The 20,475-nt window shown below is 54.2% G+C and carries 19 protein-coding genes; 16 read left to right on the forward strand and 3 right to left on the reverse strand.

Features of this window, described 5'->3' with window-relative positions; all coding sequences use genetic code 11:
* Window positions 1–83 precede the first annotated feature (83 nt).
* Window positions 84–1,217, reverse strand: a complete 1,134-nt coding sequence (locus ACT6RZ_RS08250; protein WP_444701645.1) for a sigma-54 interaction domain-containing protein — start codon at window positions 1,215–1,217, stop codon at window positions 84–86.
* 312 nt (window positions 1,218–1,529) lie between these two features.
* Between ACT6RZ_RS08250 and ACT6RZ_RS08255 the strand changes: the two genes are divergently transcribed.
* The 16 genes from ACT6RZ_RS08255 to ACT6RZ_RS08330 all read left to right on the forward strand — a co-directional run bounded on the left by ACT6RZ_RS08255 (window position 1,530) and on the right by ACT6RZ_RS08330 (window position 17,867).
* Window positions 1,530–2,252 (forward strand): class II aldolase/adducin family protein, encoded by a 723-nt coding sequence (locus tag ACT6RZ_RS08255; protein ID WP_444701646.1) that lies wholly within the window; start codon window positions 1,530–1,532, stop codon window positions 2,250–2,252.
* A gap of 27 nt (window positions 2,253–2,279) precedes the next feature.
* The gene (locus tag ACT6RZ_RS08260; protein ID WP_444701647.1) at window positions 2,280–3,350 is read left to right on the forward strand and encodes an ABC transporter substrate-binding protein; all 1,071 of its coding nucleotides are present in this window, start codon (window positions 2,280–2,282) and stop codon (window positions 3,348–3,350) included.
* Window positions 3,351–3,432: 82 nt separating this feature from the next.
* A complete protein-coding gene (locus ACT6RZ_RS08265; RefSeq protein WP_444701648.1) occupies window positions 3,433–4,518 on the forward strand; it encodes an ABC transporter substrate-binding protein in 1,086 nt (361 codons plus the stop codon).
* Window positions 4,519–4,755: 237 nt separating this feature from the next.
* Window positions 4,756–5,637: an ABC transporter ATP-binding protein gene (locus ACT6RZ_RS08270; protein WP_444701649.1), complete on the forward strand. Its 882-nt coding sequence runs from the start codon at window positions 4,756–4,758 to the stop codon at window positions 5,635–5,637.
* Window positions 5,638–5,654: 17 nt separating this feature from the next.
* Window positions 5,655–6,488 carry an energy transducer TonB gene (locus ACT6RZ_RS08275; protein WP_444701650.1) on the forward strand — a complete coding sequence of 278 codons (834 nt, stop codon included), beginning with the start codon at window positions 5,655–5,657 and terminating at the stop codon, window positions 6,486–6,488.
* Between the two features lie 29 nt (window positions 6,489–6,517).
* Complete coding sequence (locus ACT6RZ_RS08280) at window positions 6,518–7,267, forward strand: MotA/TolQ/ExbB proton channel family protein (protein ID WP_444701651.1); 750 nt, start codon at window positions 6,518–6,520, stop codon at window positions 7,265–7,267.
* Window positions 7,267–7,671 carry an ExbD/TolR family protein gene (locus ACT6RZ_RS08285; RefSeq protein WP_444701652.1) on the forward strand — a complete coding sequence of 135 codons (405 nt, stop codon included), beginning with the start codon at window positions 7,267–7,269 and terminating at the stop codon, window positions 7,669–7,671. Before ACT6RZ_RS08280 ends, ACT6RZ_RS08285 begins: the two co-directional genes overlap by 1 nt.
* 42 nt (window positions 7,672–7,713) lie before the next feature.
* Window positions 7,714–8,481, forward strand: a complete 768-nt coding sequence (locus tag ACT6RZ_RS08290; protein WP_444701653.1) for an ABC transporter permease — start codon at window positions 7,714–7,716, stop codon at window positions 8,479–8,481.
* A gap of 9 nt (window positions 8,482–8,490) precedes the next feature.
* Window positions 8,491–9,264, forward strand: a complete 774-nt coding sequence (locus ACT6RZ_RS08295) for an ABC transporter permease (protein ID WP_444701654.1) — start codon at window positions 8,491–8,493, stop codon at window positions 9,262–9,264.
* 59 nt (window positions 9,265–9,323) lie between these two features.
* A complete protein-coding gene (locus ACT6RZ_RS08300) occupies window positions 9,324–10,376 on the forward strand; it encodes an ABC transporter substrate-binding protein (protein ID WP_444701655.1) in 1,053 nt (350 codons plus the stop codon).
* A 91-nt stretch (window positions 10,377–10,467) separates the two neighbouring features.
* Complete coding sequence (locus tag ACT6RZ_RS08305; protein ID WP_444701656.1) at window positions 10,468–12,183, forward strand: ABC transporter ATP-binding protein; 1,716 nt, start codon at window positions 10,468–10,470, stop codon at window positions 12,181–12,183.
* Window positions 12,173–14,035 carry an ABC transporter ATP-binding protein gene (locus ACT6RZ_RS08310; RefSeq protein ID WP_444701657.1) on the forward strand — a complete coding sequence of 621 codons (1,863 nt, stop codon included), beginning with the start codon at window positions 12,173–12,175 and terminating at the stop codon, window positions 14,033–14,035. The genes ACT6RZ_RS08305 and ACT6RZ_RS08310 overlap by 11 nt, the downstream gene beginning before the upstream one ends.
* A 63-nt stretch (window positions 14,036–14,098) precedes the next feature.
* Window positions 14,099–15,553, forward strand: coding sequence for a TonB family protein (locus ACT6RZ_RS08315; RefSeq protein WP_444701658.1), 1,455 nt, complete (start codon window positions 14,099–14,101; stop codon window positions 15,551–15,553).
* 405 nt (window positions 15,554–15,958) lie between these two features.
* Window positions 15,959–17,053, forward strand: coding sequence for an ABC transporter substrate-binding protein (locus ACT6RZ_RS08320; RefSeq protein ID WP_444701659.1), 1,095 nt, complete (start codon window positions 15,959–15,961; stop codon window positions 17,051–17,053).
* Between the two features lie 58 nt (window positions 17,054–17,111).
* Window positions 17,112–17,615 carry a hypothetical protein gene (locus ACT6RZ_RS08325; RefSeq protein ID WP_444701660.1) on the forward strand — a complete coding sequence of 168 codons (504 nt, stop codon included), beginning with the start codon at window positions 17,112–17,114 and terminating at the stop codon, window positions 17,613–17,615.
* A gap of 42 nt (window positions 17,616–17,657) precedes the next feature.
* The gene (locus ACT6RZ_RS08330; protein WP_379055395.1) at window positions 17,658–17,867 is read left to right on the forward strand and encodes a dodecin; all 210 of its coding nucleotides are present in this window, start codon (window positions 17,658–17,660) and stop codon (window positions 17,865–17,867) included.
* Between the two features lie 355 nt (window positions 17,868–18,222).
* On the opposite strand, the gene ACT6RZ_RS08335 is transcribed toward ACT6RZ_RS08330, so the two are convergent.
* On the reverse strand, window positions 18,223–18,810 hold the full coding sequence (locus tag ACT6RZ_RS08335) for a hypothetical protein (RefSeq protein WP_444701661.1): 588 nt from the start codon (window positions 18,808–18,810) through the stop codon (window positions 18,223–18,225).
* Window positions 18,811–19,433: 623 nt separating this feature from the next.
* Window positions 19,434–20,447, reverse strand: a complete 1,014-nt coding sequence (locus ACT6RZ_RS08340) for a D-alanine--D-alanine ligase family protein (RefSeq protein ID WP_444701662.1) — start codon at window positions 20,445–20,447, stop codon at window positions 19,434–19,436.
* Window positions 20,448–20,475 lie beyond the last annotated feature (28 nt).

A 20,475-nucleotide genomic window follows, 5' to 3' on the forward strand; every position in this document is an offset into this window, starting at 1 on the left:
GACAAAAAGAAAAAGGGGATTGATATCCCCTTTTTTTAATGCTGTCTGCTTCTAGGCAAACAGCTTGATACTGCGGCTGCCCCTTAGGCGATCAGATTGAGTTCTTTTAACCTGGCGCGCAGGATGTTCCTGCTGATACCCAGCAACTTGGCGGTATGTACCTGGTTGTTCTTGCTGTGCTCAAACGCCTTGCTCACGGTGGTGCCATTGATCAGCTCATACAGGTTATCCGCACCCTGTTCAAACAGTTCTTCCAGCACGCTTTCCAGCTTGTACAGCGAGCTCTGCTGCTCGTAACTGATCTTGCCGGTGGCTGGCGTGCTGACAGAATAATGTTCATCAGTAATGACATGTGAGGCATTAAAGCTGATCTTGGGCAGGTTGAGGTCTTTAGGCGACAGGGTATCGGTAGTGCTGACCAGCACCGCCCTGTGGATCACATTCTCCAGCTCGCGGATATTGCCTGGCCATGGATATTCCATCAGCAGAGAGATGGTCTCCGGCGAAAGCTTATGCTCGGAAGTATTCAGCTTGCTGCGGTAAACATTGAGAAAGTGCTCGACCAGCGGCAGGATATCACCCCTGCGTTCGCGCAATGGCAGCAGTTCCACCGGCACGACTTTGATACGGTAGTACAGGTCTTCGCGGAAACGTCCGGCTTTCACCGCTTCTTCCAGGTTGACGTTGGTCGCGGCGATCAGCCTGACGTCGATAGGGATAGGCTTACGGGAGCCTACACGCACGACTTCGCGCTCTTGCAGCACGCGCAGTAATTTGACCTGGGTCGATTGTGGCAGGTCGCCGATCTCGTCCAGGAACAGGGTGCCGCCATTGGCAGTTTCAAACCAGCCTATCTTGGACATATTGGCGCCGGTAAACGCGCCTTTTTCGTAACCGAACAACTCGCTCTCAACCAGGGTTTCAGAGAACGCGCCGCAATTGATGGCCTGGAACGGACCGTTTTTTCTGTTGCTGAGCGAATGAATATGGCGCGCAATCAGTTCTTTCCCGGTGCCAGTCTCGCCTATGATCAATGCGGTGGCATTGCTGGTGGCTATCCTTTCGATCAGGGAAAGCAGGTTTTGCGATTTTGGATCGCTGAAGACCAAGGCGCTGGCACGTACAGATAAACTGACAGCGGATGGGTTAGGATGAGTGATCACGTGATCGGCTCGTTCGGTGTACGAATCACGGATATCCCAGCGTTGTGCGCTCATAATTGACTTCCTCACTTAACAGGCGTGTCAATATAATGTATTTATCATTAAGAAGTCAAAGTTCTATAAATTATATTTATATGCCAACTGGTTATATGTTGACAGAGCTTTGCCACCCTTCATAATTCAACAATTCACTGTGTTGATTTAAACACTTGTTGCATTTGCAACACAGGTTTTTTGTGCCTGCCACCGTAGGTAATTCATCTAACCATCTGATTATTAATCGTTAATCTCTAATTCCACGATATGGCATGTTACTTGCAAATAGTGTTGCGAGGAATTTCCAGTCCAAATAAGAAAGGGTTAGACATGACGGTTGCGACAATCAACACAGAAATCGATTTAGATCTTTATATCGCGGAGACAGTGGCTGAAGCCAAACTGGCTTTCGAAGTATTCAGAGAGACAGACACCATCACCGCCAATGGTACGGTAGGTTTTGTGCACAGAGTGCCAGGCCAGGAAAAGCTGATCATCGTCAATGATCCGGGCCCGTTCAACAAGCACCAGCCTATCGAAGCACTGGTGGCGGGTTTTGATGGCGTGGTCTATTCCGGCAAAGGCAATGGCGCCGCGGTGAACCGTTATCTGAAACTGTTCCAGGCCCACCCCGACGTCACCACCATTTCGCACATACACTCGACCTACCTGGGTGCATGGGCACAGACACACCGCACCTTGCCTATCCGCTATGTGCCGGTACAGCGCTACAACCTGATCAAGGAATTACCTATCTATATAGACCGCCGTCAGCAGGAAGTGGATTTTATCCTCGACCAGATCGCGATCAACCCACATCACACCGCTATCCTTGAAGCCAACGGCGGTTCTACCGTCTGGGGCAAACAAGGCTTGCGCAAACTGGCCGAGTTCACCTTGTTGCTGGAAGAGGGCGCCAAGTTGCAGACACTGGCAGAGTCACTGGGTGGTTCGCGTGATTACGGCCCTGGCGTGCTGAAACAGCAATGGAAAATGGCCAAACTGTATGACCAGGCCCAGGCAGAAGGCCTGCTGCGTCCTTCTGATCTGTAATCCCCTGTCATAGCCGGAGAAACCAACGTGACCATTCAGCAAAATCCTGTTTCGCAAGCTACAGCCGCACAAGCGATTGACCAAATCTGGTTCACCCGTTGCCCGGTGCCTACGGCTACTGGCCTGGCATACAAGCTGGGCTGGCTGACTGAAGAGTTCGCCCGCGACAATATCCAGATCAACACGCTGCAAGAAGCGCCCAGAGAGCTATCCAGACATCATTACGATCATGAGCTCAACAGCCTGATCCGTGAAGGTGGCAATCTGCTGGCCCTGGCAGCAAAAGCGCAGGGCGCGCCTACCAGGCTGATAGGCCTGACCTGGATCGATGAGTGGCAAGCCATACTGGTGCGTCCAGACAGCGGCATCACCCAGCCGCAACATTTAAAAGGCCTGCGCCTGGCATTGCCGCAATTCATAGATCACCCTATCGCTAGCCATGTCCGTGGCAGCAGTATCGCGCGTGGCATGAGTCTGCAAGGTTATAAAGGTGCGCTGAAGATCGCCGGGCTGACGCTGGATGATGTCAAGCTGGTAGAAGTGGCTTCCGGGCGCGGTAACCGTAACGGCCTGGGTGAGTTGTGGGCCGGACTGGATGCACTGGTGGCAGGTGAGGTCGATGCAGTCTACGTCAAAGGTGCTTCGGCGGTGGATGCAGCCAGGCGCGTCGGTGCGGTGGTCGGCATAGATCTGGACAGCTACCCTGATCTGTCTACCCGGGTCAATAATGGCACGCCCAGACCTATCACTGTGCACCAGCACCTGCTGGATAACCACTTTGACCTGGTCGTGAGATTCCTGTACCAGACCCTGCGTGCTGCCGACTGGGCGAAAAGCAACCTTAAAGGTGTGCGCGATATCCTTGAGTCCGAGACCCGTTCAGGCGAAGAGGGCGTAGCCACTGCCTATGGTGAAGACTTTCATCTGCAACTGGCACCAGACCTCTCTGCGGAACGCATTGAACTGTTCAGGCAGCAGAAGAATTTCATGCTGGTGCATGGCCTGCTGGACCAGGACTTTGACCTGGATAGCTGGGTGGATGACAGGCCATTGCGTGAAGCCGAGCAGTTGCTGCACAAATATGCAGCGGTGGCCTGAGCTTTGCAGCCATAGCCAGTCGTTATGTTTTTAAGGTCGTCAGCCGCCAGGGTTGACGGCCGGAAGTGATTTAGGAGTCAGTGTGATCAAATTTTTAAAAGTAGTGTTTACCGCAGCCGTACTGGTGCCTTTCATCAATGTTTCAGATGCAAGCGCCGAAGCCAAGGCTGCGGCCAATGAACCCAAGGTAGTGCGTATCGCCACGGTCGCCTACAACGTCAATGGCAAGAACCGTTTTCTGGGCAGCACCGAGCTGGTGACCGAGACCGGGCTGGATGCAGAGCTGGCCAAACGCGGCGTCAAGGTCGAGTGGGTGCCGGCAGCCCACGCCATGGTCGGCCCTATCGTCAACGAAGCGTTTGCCAACAAAACCATAGACTTTGCTGCCTATGGTGATCTGCCGCCCATCATACTCAATGGTTCCAAACCCCGCGTGCAACTGGTCGCACCCTGGGGCCGCAGCGGTAACTCATATTTAGTGGTGCCGGCCAACTCAACAGCCAAGACCATTGCCGACCTCAAAGGCAAGCGCGTCGCGCTGCACAGAGGCCGCCCCTGGGAGATCGCATTTGCCAACCTGGTGCAGAAAAACGGTTTCAAGCTGACCGATTTCAAGATCGTCAACGTCAATCCGCAGGTCGGTTCTGCCGCACTGGCGAGTGGCTCTGTCGATGCTTTCTACTCGCTGAGTGATGCCTATAACCTGGTGGATAAAGGGGTAGGCAAGATCATCTGGTCGACCAAGACCGCACCGCCGGACTGGAAACTGATGGGCGGCTTGTGGGCGCGTAACGAGTTCGTACAGCAGTACCCGGAACTGACGCAGGCGATCGTCACTTCATTTATCAGAGCCAACCACTGGGCCGCGCAGGAAGCGCACAAGGAAACCTACCTGAAAAACTATGCCAGTCTGGTGCAGCCAGAGAGCGTGGTCAGGCGTGATTATGAAGATGACGTGGTCAGCTGGCGTGACCGCTGGTCGCCGCTGTATGACCAGGCACTGGTAGATCATTATAAACGTGCTGCCTCTTATGCACGCGAGTCAGGCCTGATCCGCAAGGATATCGATATCAGCCAGTTGCTGAATTCCACTTTTGTCGATAAAGCGCTGAAAGAGCTCGATCTGGAAACTTTCTGGGCGCCATCCCAGATCGCTGCAAAACAATAACATTTTATTGCCTGCGGGCAATCACTCCCTAGACAGATGGTTTCCCGCCATCTGTTTTTTTATGTCTGTTGCTGTGACAGCAACAGTTCACATTCAGATGATTCATAGTCAACATCACTGGCGGCCATATTCTGCCTGATTATTTTTAAGTGACTGTTTATAAACATAAAAATAATAATTTTAAACTTGGCACAGGGTTTGCCTATAGATACCTAGTTATTTTGTACAGGAATAAACATGGGTAGGACCAAAGCCGCTTTAAATTACATAGACCAAGAGAGTGTCAACGATCTTGATCCCGCCTCAGCTCCAGCTGCGCAACCAAGTGGTTCATCAGGTAGCTCCAATCGTTTGTCCCTGGCAAGTGAGGCCGCAGTACTGGCAGTGCAAGGTGTTTCCAAGACTTTCCAGCTCAACGGCAAGTCACTCCAGGTGTTGTCGGATTTCTCCCTGCAGGTCGCCAAAGGCGAGTTCATCTCCATCGTCGGCAGCAGCGGTTGCGGCAAGTCGACTTTGTTGCGCCTGATCGCCGGGTTGGATACCAGCTATGACGGCAGCATCGTCTGGCTGGGTGACCATGTCACCGCGACTTCGCTGGACCGTGGGCTGGTGTTCCAGGAACACCGATTGTTCCCGTGGTTGACGGTGCAGCAGAACGTGGCGCTGGCGCTGGAGTCATCCGGCCTCAGCCAGGCAGAGATCAAGGCGCGTGTGGCGCACCAGTTAGAGCTGGTCGGGTTGAGCGGCTTTGCCGATGCCTACCCGCACCAGATCTCGGGTGGCATGTCGCAGCGCGTGGCGATCGCCCGCGCACTGGTATTGAAACCCAGGCTGTTGCTGCTGGATGAGCCGTTCGGCGCACTGGATGCATTGACCAGGCTGAAGATGCAGCAAGAGCTGCAACGCCTTTGGGAATCTGAAGACACCACTTCTATCCTGGTGACCCATGACGTGGAAGAGGCTGTGTTTCTGGGTGACCGGGTAGTGGTGATGGAAGCCAACCCAGGCCGTATCAAACGTATCGTCGAAGTCGACTTGCCCAGACCCCGGCATAGGGCTTCGGCGAAATTTCAGCAGATCAAGGACGATGTGCTGAGTGATTTCATCGAGATTAGTTAGAGTTATTAGGAGTTTGTATGTCAACAACGGCACTGAAATCGCCTGCCGAGCATTCCACGATCTGGGATACCCTGACTGATAAAGGTCGCAGCAGAAAACAACTGATCGCAACAGGAGAGGATTTTAAGAAGTTATCCGAACGACTGGTGACTGGCCTCAACGCGGTGGAGCATGTGATCCCGCGTAAAAAGCTGGCCACGTTGATCGTGGCGGTCGTGGCGGTGCATGTGTTGGCTATCGCCGGCTTTTTGAGCGCACTCAACGAGCCTAGTATCGTCAAGCCAAAAAAGAAAGAAGTCATTGTTGAGTTTGTGAAACCAGAGGTCATACCGCCGCCGGTGATAGAGCCGCCTAAACCGCCGCCACCGCCGGTCAAGCGGGTAGAGCCACCGCCGCAAGCGGCCAAGCCGCCGCCAGCATTGAGGACCGCCCCGGCTTCGCAGAATATCAGCGCCAATGACATCGTCATCCAGGAAAACACCGAGGCGCCAAAAACCACAGCCCCGGTAGTGGCCGCGCCGCCAGCACCAGAGCCACCGCCACCGGCCCCGGTAGTGAAAGAAGAGCCGCTGGTCGAGGCGAAAGGCGGCGTGGGGCATTTAAATAATCCTGCGCCAGAATACCCTGAATTTGCAGCAGACCAGGGTGCTGAAGGCGTAGTGATCTTAAGAGTAAAAGTGTTGCCGAATGGCAAACCTGGTGAAGTAAAAGTCAAGAAGTCCAGTGGGCACAGCTTGCTGGATGATGCTGCGGTTACTGCAGCGAAACGCTGGGCGTTCACCCCGGCAAAACGTGGGAATACGCCGGTTGAAGGTTGGGCGATATTCCCGGTTGAATTCAAGCTGCAGTGATTTTTTAATTTGAAAGAGAAGGAAATACCATGTTTAGTTTAGAGACTTATCAAAGCGCATCTCCAGTGGTGCTTGGCGTACTGATCACTTTGCTGATCGCATCCGGCGTCACCTGGACCATTATTCTGGCCAAATCATTTCAGGTCTGGCTGATCCGCAAACAGAACGTTAAATTCCGGGCTGCCTTCTGGGGCGCCAAAAGCCTGCAGGAAGCCGCCACCCTGGAAGGCCACAACGGCCCGGCATACCGCGTGGCACAAGTGGGCTTTGAGACCCTGAAAGACCTGGATGTGGAATCTGCCGATGACTTGCGTCATAGCGGTGACCGCCAGGAAGTGCTGGAGCGCGCATTGCGCCAGCAGATCCAGAAAGAGCGTGTGTTGCGTGAAGCCGGCCTGGTGGTGTTAGCCAGTATCGGTAGTACCGCACCGTTCGTCGGCCTGCTGGGTACGGTATGGGGCATCATGCACGCACTGACAGACATCAGCAAACTGGGTACTGCCAGCCTGGAAGTGGTGGCCGGCCCTATCGGTGAAGCGCTGGTAGCGACTGCCATCGGTATCGCCGTGGCTGTGCCTGCAGTGCTGGCTTATAACTTCTTCCTGCGCCGCCTGAAAACCAGCAGCAACAACCTGGATGATTTTGCCGAAGACCTGATCAAGGTTTCACGCCGGGTGACTTTCAAAAAGGCCGCAGATGCAAGCAAGCCTGGTGAGTTCGTTTCTTCCGCATCCGCTTCTGCTTCTGTGGTGCGTAACCTCAAAGGAGCGACTGCATAATGGCTATTTCTACAAATGCGGATGATGACGTACTGAGCGAGATCAACGTCACTCCACTGGTCGACGTCATGCTGGTATTGCTGGTGGCGTTTATTGTGACGGCGCCATTGATGACCAACTCTATCCAGGTCAATCTGCCCAAGACCTCAGCCACCAAGGCCACCGAGCAGAAAAAGCCGGTGACCGTGTCTGTGGATGCTGCAGGCAAGCTGTTCATAGACAAGCAGGAATATCCGCTGGAAACCATAGAGCCTGAACTCAAGCGTATCCACGACAGTAACCCTGATGTGACCCTGCACCTGAGCTCGGACGAAGCGGTCAACTACGGCAAGGTCGCCAAGGTCATGGCGGCGATAGAACGCGCAGGCATCTCACGCGTGGCTGTGATTACCCAGGCCGAGTGATTTAACGCAATAGCAATTGATAGGACTTGAGGTTTTAGTGTCATGAAGCGCAACTGGAAGCATGTATTACCTTTTTTGATCTCGCCGCTGCTGGTGCTTGGCACCTGGTGGTGGGTATCAAACGCGGGCTACTATTCTGACGATATCCTGGTCACGCCACAGCAGGTGTTTGCCACGCTGGGTGAGCTGAGTGATAACGGCGAGTTGCTGCTGCATCTGCGCGCCAGCTTTAACCGCTTGCTGATCGGGTTCAGCCTGGGCGCAGTGGTAGGTGTGCTGTTCGGCATCTGGATGGCGATCTCGCCGCGTGTGGAAGCCTATGCCTTGCCGCTGTTTCAGGGCCTGCGCCAGGTGCCTACCATTGCACTGATCCCTATCCTGATCCTGCTGCTGGGCGTGGATGAGATATTCAAGGTCATCATCGTGTTCAAGGCGGCATCGTTAACCGTGGCCCTGGCCGCGTATGAGGCGACCAAAGGGGTGTCGAAAAGTTATTTTGAGGTGGCCAGTATTTACCAGCTGCCGAAAACGACTTTGTACCGCAAACTGATCATTCCCGCCATCACGCCGCCGGTATTCACCGGCCTGAGGATCGCCTTCTCGCGCTCGTGGACCATACTGGTCGCTGCTGAATTGCTGGCTGCCGACAGTGGCATAGGCCAGATGATGCAACTGGGCCGCGAGATGTTCCGGCTGGATGTGGTCATGGTCGGTGTGGTGATCACCGGCTTGGTCGGTTTCAGCATAGACAAGTTATTCAAATGGGGCGAATTACGCCTGATCCCCTGGCACCAGAATCTGAGAGCGTAAGTGAACAACATGAATCTTTTATCGACAAAATGGATCCCTGACTGGCGCGGCTGGCTTTTGCCGCTGCTGATAGTGCTGGCCTGGGACTGGATGTCACGGCTGGATGCCAACCATGCTTACGCCTTTGCCTCGCTGAGCCAGATCACGGCCGGCGTCAGCGAGCTATGGCAAAGTGGCGAGCTGATGGCTAACGTTTATGCCAGCGTAGGGCGCGCTCTGACTGGTTTGCTGATAGGCGCCAGTGCCGGTTTTATCATCGGCTCACTGGTGGCGGTGTCGCGCATCGCCAATATCCTGATCACGCCGGTGTACCACGCTATCCGCCAGGTGCCGCTGCTCGGGCTGGTGCCGTTATTCTCGCTGTGGTACGGCAATGGCGATACTTCTAAACTGATCGTCGTCAGCCTGTCGGCTTTTTACCCGGTGGTGTTATCCACGTTTGAAGGCATGTTGCAGGTCGATGGCCGTTACAGGGAAGTCGGCCAGGTCTACAAACTGAGCCCATGGCAGGTGTACAGCAAGATCATATTGCCGGCCTCATTGCCGCAGATTTTCACTGGCTTCTCCCTGGCGCTGGCTTTTGCCTGGTTATCCACCATAGGCAGTGAGCTGTTGTTCGCCGCCGGTGCCGGCCTGGGCAACCTGATGATGAATGCACAGGAAGCTTCGCGCATGGATATCCTCATCATTGTCACCTTTGTCATCGGCATACTCGGCTATCTGATGTCGCTGTTGATCAAAGTGGCAGGTGACCGCCTGTTCAACTGGCGTAACACCCGTTGATGCTGTGCCGGCCAGCCAGCGGCACACAATAACAATAACTACGCTACACACAATAACTCATGTCTGACGCTAGCACACATACACAGCCGGATGCGCTCTGGTATACCCGTTGCGCGGTGCCCACGCCTTTGAGCCTGGCGATACAGAGCGGCTGGATACAGAGCGAATTTGCGCCGGATGGCATCGCTATCCAGTCATTACGTGAATCTGCCAGCCCGGCCGATCTGCAGTCGCATTTTGATCACCACCTGCCGCATTCATTCCGCCAGGGCGGCAGTGTGCCGGCCATCTGGGCCAGAGCCAACGGGCAGCAGACACGTGTCATCGGCCTGACCTGGACCGATGAATACCAGTCCATTATCAGCCTGCCGGCTTCCAGGCTGCGTAGTATTAGTGATTTAAAAGGTTGCCGCATAGGCATCCCCAAACATGATGTCAGCATAGACCATCACCGCGCTTCAGCCCTGCGTGCATTCGTGGTGGCGCTGGATACTGTAGGCCTGAGCCTGAAGGACGTTGAGCTGGTCGATCTGCCCGATACGCCTGTAGAGGCCAATCCGGCGACTGGCGGGCCGGACTGGGGGCAGGGCAGGCATAGCTATGTCAATGAGCTGTATGCCCTGGTGAAACACCAGGTCGATGCCATCTATGTCAAAGATGTACGCGGTGCCGAAGTCACGCATCTGCTGGGCGCACAGGTGTTGTTTAACCTGGGTTTTCACCCGGACAGCTTTGTCAGGATCAGCAATTGCACACCCAGGCCGCTCACCGTCAATGCCAAGACCATAGAACACTATCCGCACATCGTCAGCCGCTTTTTGCGGCGCGTGGTCAACGCCGGCGACTGGGCCAAAAAACACCCGCAGGAGACCTTGCAGCTGATCGCCAGGGAGACCGGCTGGGCAGAACCCTGGGTACAGCGCGTGTATGGCCCAGACGTACACCAGCAGTTGCGGCTGGAACTGTCGCCACACGCCATCAAAGGCCTGCAAGTGTTCAAGGATTTTCTGTTTGAGTATGGTTTTCTCAAGCAGGATTTCAACATCATGGACTGGGTAGATCATGCGCCGCTGGATACGCTCAAAGCGCCTGTACTCAGTCTCCACCGCTAGTTTTTCCCAGAATTGATCCGTTTTGAGCCTACGCCATTACCCGCTTATTCGTTGTTTGTTGCTGTATCGCAGGACCCCTATCAGGTTCTGGATGTGTACCGGGCTGTTTGCGGCAGCCAATTTCATGCTCGCCCTGCAACAGGGCCTGATCGCAAAGGCGATCGATGATGTGCAGCATGGCAGAGCCATCTACCAGGAGGCCGGCGGCACGCTGAACAGTGAAGCCGCCTGGCACTGGCTGCTGATCATTGTGGCCGTGGCCCTGGGCCGGGCCCTGATCCTGTATTTTGTCGGCTGGCTGTCACTCATCATCCAGCAGAACCTGATCGGCCATATCCGCGAGCGCATCCTGATCCAGGTGCAGCGCCTGGACCAGAGCTATCACTGGGCGCATGGCGCCGGTGAGTTGGTGACGCGTACCACACGAGATTCCGACAAGCTGCGCGATGCCCTGATCAGCTTCTGGCGCCAGGTGGTAGATACCGGGCTGGTCATCGCTGCCGCCATGGGTTTCCTGTTCTGGTATGACTTCTGGCTGGGCCTGGTGCCCTTGCTGTTATGTCTGGTCGGTTTCGGTATCCTGCTGTTGCAGACCGAACACCTGGTCAAACTGGATAGGGCGGTCGGTGAAGCTTACGATGCCGTGAACCAGGACCTGACCGAAGGGGTGAATGGCGTGCGCGTGATCAAGGCATTTGCGCTAGAGGCCAGCCGTATCAACAAATTCGAGCAACATGTGCAAAGCTTTATGTCGCATGCGTTTGCCGCATTGACGTTCTATACCTCGCGTATCCCTTTGCCGCAATTCGTCGTCGCGCTGGGGCAGGTGTGGGTGCTGGGTTTCGGCAGCCAGCTGGTCTATGCCGGGGTACTCAACCTGGGGCAGCTGATCGCGGCGCTGTTAATGGTCAATACCCTGGTGTTCAGGGTGGAAGGCGTAGGCCGCGTCATGCAGATATTTGCCGATGCGCGCTCCTCCGCCGCCAGGATATGGGATCTGCTGGATGCCGAGCCCGAGATCAGGAGCGGCAGCATCGCCTTGCCGGATGGCCCTTTATCCTTGCGCTTCGAGCAAGTGGCGGTGCACCCGCCTGAAGGCGGTAACCCCATACTAGCTAGCTGCAGCTTTGAGGTCAGTGCCGGCGAGATCGTGGCACTGGTAGGCACCACCGGCTCAGGTAAAAGTACCCTGGCCGGGCTGGTACCGCGCCTGGCCGATGTCACCCGCGGCGCAGTAGAGATCGCAGGCGAGGACGGCCAGTGGATCAATGTCAAAGATCTGGACCTGGCCGATCTGCGCAGGCAGGTGCATACCGTGCCGCAGGAGGCTTTCCTGTTCTCGGACACACTGGCGGCCAATATGCGCCTGTCAGCGCCAGCCGCCACCGAAGATGAGCTGGAATGGGCGTTGCAGATGGCCAGTGCTTCAGAGCTGTTGCTCAGTTTGAGTGACGGCCTGGAAACCAGGATAGGTGACCGCGGGGTGACGCTCTCGGGCGGGCAGCGGCAACGTGTCTGCCTGGCGCGGGCTTTGCTGGGGCAACCACGCATACTGGTGCTGGATGACGCCACCAGCGCGCTGGATGCGGTGACCGAACGCAATGTACTGAACAATATCCGTGCCCTGAAGCAGCAGGATAAGGCCACCACCGTGTTGGTGATCGCCAGCAAACTGTCGACCATATTGCTGGCAGATAAAGTGCTTTTCCTGTCCGAAGGCAATATCGTCGCCGCTGGCAAGCACACGGCACTGGTCAGTAGCAACACACGCTATCGAGAATTAATGGGGTTGGATGATGGCCGCTGAACGTAATACCAATCTGAAAGTACTGTCGGATATAGAGCTGGAAGAAAAATTCGCCAACCAGCAGCTCAACCGCAATATGTTCTGGCGCTTGTTACCGCTACTCAAGCCGGTCAAGCACTATATCCTGACCGCGGTGGTGATGGAGATCATTCTGGTCGGCTTCGTTTTTCTGCGGCCGTATTTTATCCAGCAGGCCATAGATCATGGCTTGATCTACCAGACTGAGAGCGTCATTGCGACCAGCCAGAAACTGGTGACAGGCATAGACTGGCAGGTGATAGGCTGGGCGCTGGCCGGTCTGGCCGGCATGTGGGCAGCACGTTTTGTGTTTGCCGGCTTGTCGCAATACTTTTCCGGCACTGCCGCCATCCGTATCCTCAACCAGCTGCGCGTCGATCTTTTCACCCATGTGCAGCAACTCAGCGTGGCCTATTTTGACCGCACCAAGTCCGGCCGCATCGTTTCACGCATAGACCGCGATATAGACGCGCTGGAACCGTTGCTGATCCAGGGGCCACCTGAAATATTCTCTGCCTTGCTCAGGTTTGTGATGGCCGCATCCATACTGCTGTGGGTATCGCCGACGCTGTTCTACCATCTGGTGCTGGTGATCCCGCTGCTTATCCTGTCCAGCTTGCTGTTCCGGCGGCTTTCCGGCCACCATTTTGCCCGCGTGGCAGAAAACCGCGCCCGCTTCACCGCCCATCTGGTCGAAACGGTGGCCGGGGTGCGCATCATCAAGCAGACAGTGCAGGAAGACAGCAACCTCAAGCGTTACCGTGGCCTGGTCGATGCGTTTATCCACTCACTGGTACAAAGCAATATCGCCTCCGGTTGGTTCAGCCATTTTACTGGCGTGCTCACCATACTCGGGCTGATGCTGCTACTGGTGGCTGGCGGGCAAGAAGTCACCCTGGGCCACCTGACGCTGGGCCAATTCGCGGCCAGCCTGTTTTATGTGTATATGTTTTTAGGCCCGCTGCAGGAGCTGGGCGACCTGGTCGAACGCTACACCAATGGCGTCGCCTCGGCGCAACGCATCTTCCTGCTGCTCGATACCAAAGCCGAAGTAGTAGATGACGCCAATGCCAGCAGCCTGCCCAGCATCAAAGGCGAGGTGGAATTCAGCAATGTGTTGTTCTCCTACCTGCCTGACCATTCCAAGCCGGTGATCAAACACCTGAACCTGAAAGTGCCTGCCGGGCAGGTGTTGGCGATCGTCGGCCCGACCGGCCATGGTAAAAGCACGCTGATACAGCTATTGACGCGCTTTTATGATGTGCAGCAAGGCCAAGTGCTGATCGATGGCGTAGACATCAGGCATCTGACCCAGCGCAACCTGCGCCAGCATGTGGGAGTGGTGTTGCAGGATAACGTATTGTTCAGTGGCACTATCATAGACAACCTCAGGCTGGCCAAACCGCATGCGCAACAGGCCGAGTTTGAACAGGCGGCCGCCGAGCTGGGCATAGATGATCTGATCAGCCGCCTGCCGCATGGCTACCACACTGAGGTCGGTGCCATGGGCTCGCACCTCAGCCATGGCCAGCGCCAGCTGGTCTGCCTGCTGCGCGCCTATCTTGCCAACCCGACCATACTCATCCTCGATGAAGCGACTTCGGCGGTGGATATTCAGACCGAAAGGCGTATCCAGCATGCGCTCAGACGCTTATGCGAAGGCCGTACTGCCATCATTATTGCCCACCGTCTGGCGACCATACGCGACGCCGACCTGATCGCCGTCATACACCACGGCGAGCTTGCCGAGCTGGGCCCGCATAGTCAACTGATACACAACAATGGCAAATATGCCGACCTGTACCATGCTTATGAAGCCGGGGAGCAGCTTTAACACACAGCCTGCAGCCCCCTTGAATTACTGAAATGATGCGTAGACCGTCATATGGAGTTTGAGATGAAAAAAATAATAATCGTCACTTTCTTGCTTATAGGGGCAGGGCTGGTTCAGGCGGCAGATGCAGTGAGAGATGTCTGGCTCAGCGACGAGAAAGGCTGCAAGTTCTATTCGCGCTTTAAAAAGCAACTGGATAGCATAGAGTGGGCTGGCGCTTGCAAGGATGGCTATCTGGATGGGGCAGGGGTGGTCAAGGTGTTTGAGAACGGCATCCACAAAAGCACTTACAGCGGCCAGTTCGAGCAAGGCAAGCTGATGGGCAAGGGGGTGGTCGAACATTTTAACAGCCACACGCATGACGTACGCCTGGAAGCGGTTTTTTTCAATAACCTGCCGCATGGCCCGGGTATACAGAGTGATGCCGACGGTCGCCGCTTTGAAGGCAATTTTGATAAGGGATGCCCGCAGGCGGGCGTCACCAGCTGGCCTAACGGGGTACGTTACGAAGGCGAGTACAAGAATTGCCATCTGCCAGCTGAGGTGGCAAGCTTAGCCTCGGTGACACTGGACAGCAAGATCAGTTATTACCCTGCAAGCTTGCTCCGCTATGGCAGCCAGGGCGTTGTGGTAGTGGCTATGGATGTGACGGAGAACAACCAGTTAAAAAACCTTTATGTGACGCAATCGAATCATCCCCTGTTCGAACAGGCGACTATCCGCAGCCTGAGGCAGGCAACGGTAAAAGCCGCATTGGTCAAGGGTCAGCCTGTGCAGACGCCATTCGTGCATCCTGCCTCATTCATAGTCAACAATGCGGGCGAAGCACTGCCCTCGCGTAACCCTTACCCTGCAAAAGCCAGCCCGCAAGAACCGGAGCTGCTGCAATACGATACTCCGCCAGCAGACAAGCTGGTCGCGCCGCTGGTGTATCCGCTTGAGCTACTCAAGCAGCATGTGCGAGGCACGGCGACCGTGTCTGTCGTGATAGACCCTGCAGGCGCACCGCAACAACTGCAGATCGTTGAAAGTTCAGAGCCGGCCTTTGGCCAGGCGCTCAAAGCCATGCTGGCATCATCCACTTTTTTTCCGGCGCGCAAAAATAAACAGTTCTCCTGGTCGGCTTTCAATATCAAAAGGATATTCACCCAGCACGGCACGCACGACATCGCCATCAATGAGCACGGTCTGCGCATACTAGACGAGTTGAGAGGGTCGCAGCCTGATATTGCGCCGGTCACCAGCCTGGATCATGCGCCAAAACCTTTTTACACCCCGCCGCCGGTATACCCGGCCGAGCTGGCAGATAAGGGCGTGAAGGGCACGGTGCTGGTCGAGTTTTATATCGATAAAGAGGGCACTGTGCAGTTTCCGCACGCGCTCAAAAGCGACAATGAAGAACTGACCTGGCTGGCGCTCACGGCAGTCGCCCGCTGGCAGTTCTATCCGCCGTTGGTCAAGGGCGCAGCGGTAGATACAGTGGTGACGGTACCCGTGGCATTCAATCTGAACAATTAAGCTTTTGCCTGGCAGTCGCAGCAGCAGGTATCGATGCTGATTAGTAACATTCAACTGTTGCAAGCCCATCAGCGCTTTGCTCAATAGCAAACAGCGCTGCATGCGCCCGCAGCCTGAATAGACTGTAATTCATTGATTCTTATAGGGTATTTAAATTTCTTTGCATTTGGCATATTTCCTGCAGATAGCCATACTGATTTGTTAAGTAGCTGCACTATTTCACCATTGACTGGTGCATCAGTGATTGTGGCAAAGCGTGTGCACAACGGTGCTGGCAAGGTCGTGCAGTCAGGCCCTGATCGCCCGCAGCGGGTTAACAAACAAGCAGTAACCGATCGCTGTTGATAGCAGTTTCATAGCGGTTGGTCAGAACAGTCAAATCTTAATTAATCAAAGGAATGTATTATGAGTAATCAACAACAGCTTCCTGACAATACACTCTGGTTCACCCGTTGCGCGGGGAATGGCCAGGGTGGTGTACCTACGGCTTCCGGCATTGCTTTCAATCTTGGCTGGTTGCAGGATGAATTCACCAAAGACAACGTGAGACTGCGCGCTTTGCAGGATGACGACAGCGCCGATTTCAGGCATCACCATTACGATCACGGTTTGCAGACCCTGATCCGCGAAGGCGGCAACCTGTTCTCTATCCCGGCCAAAGCCCAGGGCGCAGACACCGTGCTGATCGGTCTGACCTGGATAGAAGAATCACAATCCATCATCGTGCGCCCGGATTCCAACATCCGCAAGCCGGAAGACCTGAAAGGCAAACGCCTGGCATTGCCTGGCTACAACCCCAAAGACATCACTGAAAACAAGCGTGGCCGTACCATCACGCGCCACAGCAGCCTGCATGGCTACAAAGGCGCACTGGCTTCAGTCGGCCTGACACTGGATGACGTGCAGCTGGTTGAAGTCGGCCAGAACGAGGTCAGCGCCAACGGTCATCGCTACGGTGGCTGGCAAGCCAGCTTTAATGCCTTGCTGTCAGGCAAGGTAGATGCCATTTATGTCAAAGGCGCGGCTGCACAGGATGGCGCGCGTGACCAGGGCCTGGTGGTCGGCATAGACCTGGACACCTTGCCGGAAAAGCGTTTCCGCGTGAACAACGGTACACCACGCCCGGTGACTGTGCATAGGTACCTGCTGGAAAATCATTACGATGTGGTGGTGCGTTTTCTGACCCAGACATTGCGTGCGGCAGAATGGGCTAAAACCAACCTTGCCGGTGTGCACGAGATCCTGCAAAACGAAACAGGCGGCACGGCTGAAGGCGTGGCTGCGGCTTATCGCAATGGCTTTCACCTGTCGTTGGCACCAGACCTGTCCGCTGAGCGCCTGGAACTGTTCCGCCAGCAGAAAGACTTTTTGCTGAGCTACGGTATCCTCGATAAAGATTTTGATTTTGATGCCTGGGTAGACCACAGACCGATTCAGGATGCGCAAAAAGCCTTGCAAACCCTGCTTGCCAATGAGCAGGGCGGCAAGCTGGCAGCGTAATTAACCTGTGGAGCCAGTGCACCAGCACGCTCCACAACCATTTTTATCTGGAGTAAGCATGGCTTTTACTATTGATGCTGTCGCACAACAGGTGCGCAACTTTCTGCTCGAAGATCAGGGCCCGGCAGGTCTCGAGCGTGTGCGAGTCTATCTGCAGGACGTGGTCTCCGACCAGGCATTCGCAAACCAGTACCTGGACGATGCACAACCGCAACGCCGGGTGTTGTACGAAGATACTGATCTTGGCTTTGCCATTCTCGGTCATGTATTCAAGGAAGCCAGAAAAGCACCGCCGCATGACCATGGCATTTCCTGGGCCATTTATGGTCAGGTTGCAGGCGTCACCACCATGGATGGCTGGGATGTGATAGACCCGGGCGAGCCAGGTAAACCAGGCACGGTCAGGTTGCGTGATTCCATTGAGCTGACAGCAGGGAACGTACGCGTCTATAACGAGAACGAGATCCACTCTCCCAGACGTGACGGCCCGGCCAAACTGATCAGGATCGAAGGCAACCCCAAGCAGAATCCACCAGGACGCGTCTGGCAGCCTGTACAATAAAATCGCAGGCAAACCCCTTCAATTGCATAAAAGGAAATAACCATGTCAGAACACATTTATAAAGTGGTTGAGCTGGTCGGCTCCTCTACCGTGAGCAGTGATGACGCGATCAAAAATGCCATCGAACGTGCAGCCAAGACGCTGAATCACCTCAACTGGTTTGAAGTGGTAGAGACCCGCGGGCATATTGCGGACGGGAAGTTAGCGCATTTTCAGGTCACCCTTAAAGTAGGCTTCAGAATCGAAGATTAAAACAATAATATCCAGTGTAGTGCTTGAACGGCCCGGGCCTGTACCCCGGGCCGTTTTTTTATATAAATGTTGATCATATTCAATTGTTTATGAGTAACTCTTAAAGCTAAAACATACGGGATAATGCTGATTTTCTGCGACTACTCCTCACCGGCATGCAATGTAGGCGGTAATCCAAGCCAGTCATTTTCCTGGCTGGCTTACTTTTAAGCACACATCGCTAAAATTTCACCTAGCCTGCATTCCCGCCTGCGCGGGAATAACGACGATGATAAAAATACTTTATGTTTCACCGTCATAACGGCGTAGGGCAGAGGCATGGTTTCGCAGAGTGTGCTCTGATTCAATTACAGACTTATGGATTGCTAAGCGCATTGATCATAGCTTTGTCGGCTCGATTTGGTGCAACAGAGCATTCATAGGCTATCCCTATCGCCAAAATGACTTTTTCTGAATTTTTTGTATTAGCTTCAGTGGCAGTTTTTTTATAGCGTTCAATAGCAGAACTACCAGCATCAGCCACCGCGATAACCTTACTTAAATTGAAGGAAGAGGAGAAGCTTTCTTCAAAAGATGTTTGCATACCATTAGCTGCCCCAGAAAAACCTGCATAAGCCGTTTGAGCACTACCGGTTGATATGGGGGCCATAATGGCACCAGAAATGGTGCCTAATAAACCTATTCCGAATTTCGCATTTTTGGCCATGCTACCGCCATTATCGTAGTAATCATGAACCTCTTTACAAAATTCTACTGCCTTGATATAGGCATTCAATGCATCAATGTCTTTGCAAGCTGATGTGCTATCAGGTGTAGGGCAAGGGTGTGAAGGTTTGTCTTTCCATGGCCATGTTGGTGATTTAGCGCTCGTAATGCTTTGCAATGTTGAACAACTAGTTAAAAAAAAACTTAATGAGATTAAGGTCAGCATTCTTTTAGTCATCATAGTTCCCCTTAATAATTACGATGTAAGATTTCGTGCTTTTCTATTTATACGGATATCTAATACTGGCTGATTTAATTTTATTAAAGAAATTTAACTATAATCCACTGTTAACATAAGTTAAACCCGTAATTATTTTTCTAGCAGAAGTGATGAAAATTTGATTTTTATGTAGTTTAATTGCCGAATCTAGGCAATTAATCGCGTAGCTGGTCACCGCCTGTTAAGTTACTTGTCTACCGAGGTTCTTGAAATCAGAGACACATGAGGGTGCTTGATTGAACTGGGCTTTCCAGTCACTGGTTTTTGCCTGAATAGCAATCAAAGGCCCACGACTATTTGAATCAAATAATCGTTGTGACAAATCACCGGAAGCCCGGTATCCAGGCAAGTCACAATCCAGGCTTGCCTATTTTTATCTACACATCGCTAAAATTGAACCTCGCCTGGATTCCCGCCTGCGCGGGAATGACGGCAACGGGAGGAACTACTTTATGGTGAATCGTCATAAGGGGAGCTAAAGGTATGCGCTGTAAACCCCGAGGCAACTTTTTGCCAGTATGGTGTCATTTTCTGATAGAAAGCAGGTCTTTACTGTAAAACGCATTGGCTTTGAACAAAGGTTACGTTTTGCGGTTTTGCAACGCAAGCCGGCAGATGCGGTCACATAGCTCGGCAAAAGAGATTCCAGACACCTGCGCCGATTGCGGCATCAGGCTGGTAGCGGTCATACCTGGCAAGGTGTTGGTTTCCAGGCACCATAGTTTGCCGTTCTCATCCAGCCTGAAATCCGAGCGGCTATAGCCAGCTAGCTTTAATGTCTTGTGCGCCAGTGCTGCCAGGCGCTGCGCCTCGGCATAAATATCTGCCGGTAATTCAGCCGGGAAGATCTCGCGCACTTTGCCGGCCTGATATTTGGATTCATAGTCAAAGATCAATGCCTGATCGAGCACGATCTCGCCTACGCCCAGCGGTTCGCCGTCCAGTACGCCTACACTTAATTCCCTGCCGGCAATGTACTGCTCCAGCATGACTTCGTCGCCGAACTGGCTGGCCAGGGTGATGGCCGCATTCAGCGTGGTCAGGTCATGGATGATGGACAGGCCGACCGTAGAGCCCTGAGCGTTAGGTTTGATCACCAGCGGCAAACCCAGAGCCTGCAGTTCTTTTTCTGTGTAGTCCGCGGCCATGCGCCAGGCCGGCGTGCGGATATTGGCCATTGTATACAGCCGTTTGGAAATATCCTTATCCATAGCCACGGCGCTCGCTAACGCGCCGCTGCCGGTATAAGGCATATCCGCCATAGACAGCATGGCCTGTATGCTGCCATTCTCGCCGCTACCACCATGCAAGGCGAGAAAATACACATCAACATCGTTCACTTGCTGGGCAGGCAGGATATGCGTCTGGCTGATCAGTGCCAGCGTATCGTTATCCGGCGGCAGTGCCGCGACCTTGCCTGTCAGCAATAAGGATTCTTGTACGCTGCTGAGTACGCCAGTGGCGGTATCGATGGCGATCACTTGATGGCCGATCTCGCGCAGTGCGCGGATGACCTGGGCCGCGCTGGCGATAGAGACATCACGCTCTTCGCTGACACCGCCAAACAAAACAACGATTCTTAAATTGGGCTTCATGGGGTGTATGGTGTCAGCAAGGCAGGCT

Source organism: Methylophilus sp., assembly GCF_052437885.1.
Lineage (GTDB): Bacteria > Pseudomonadota > Gammaproteobacteria > Burkholderiales > Methylophilaceae > Methylophilus.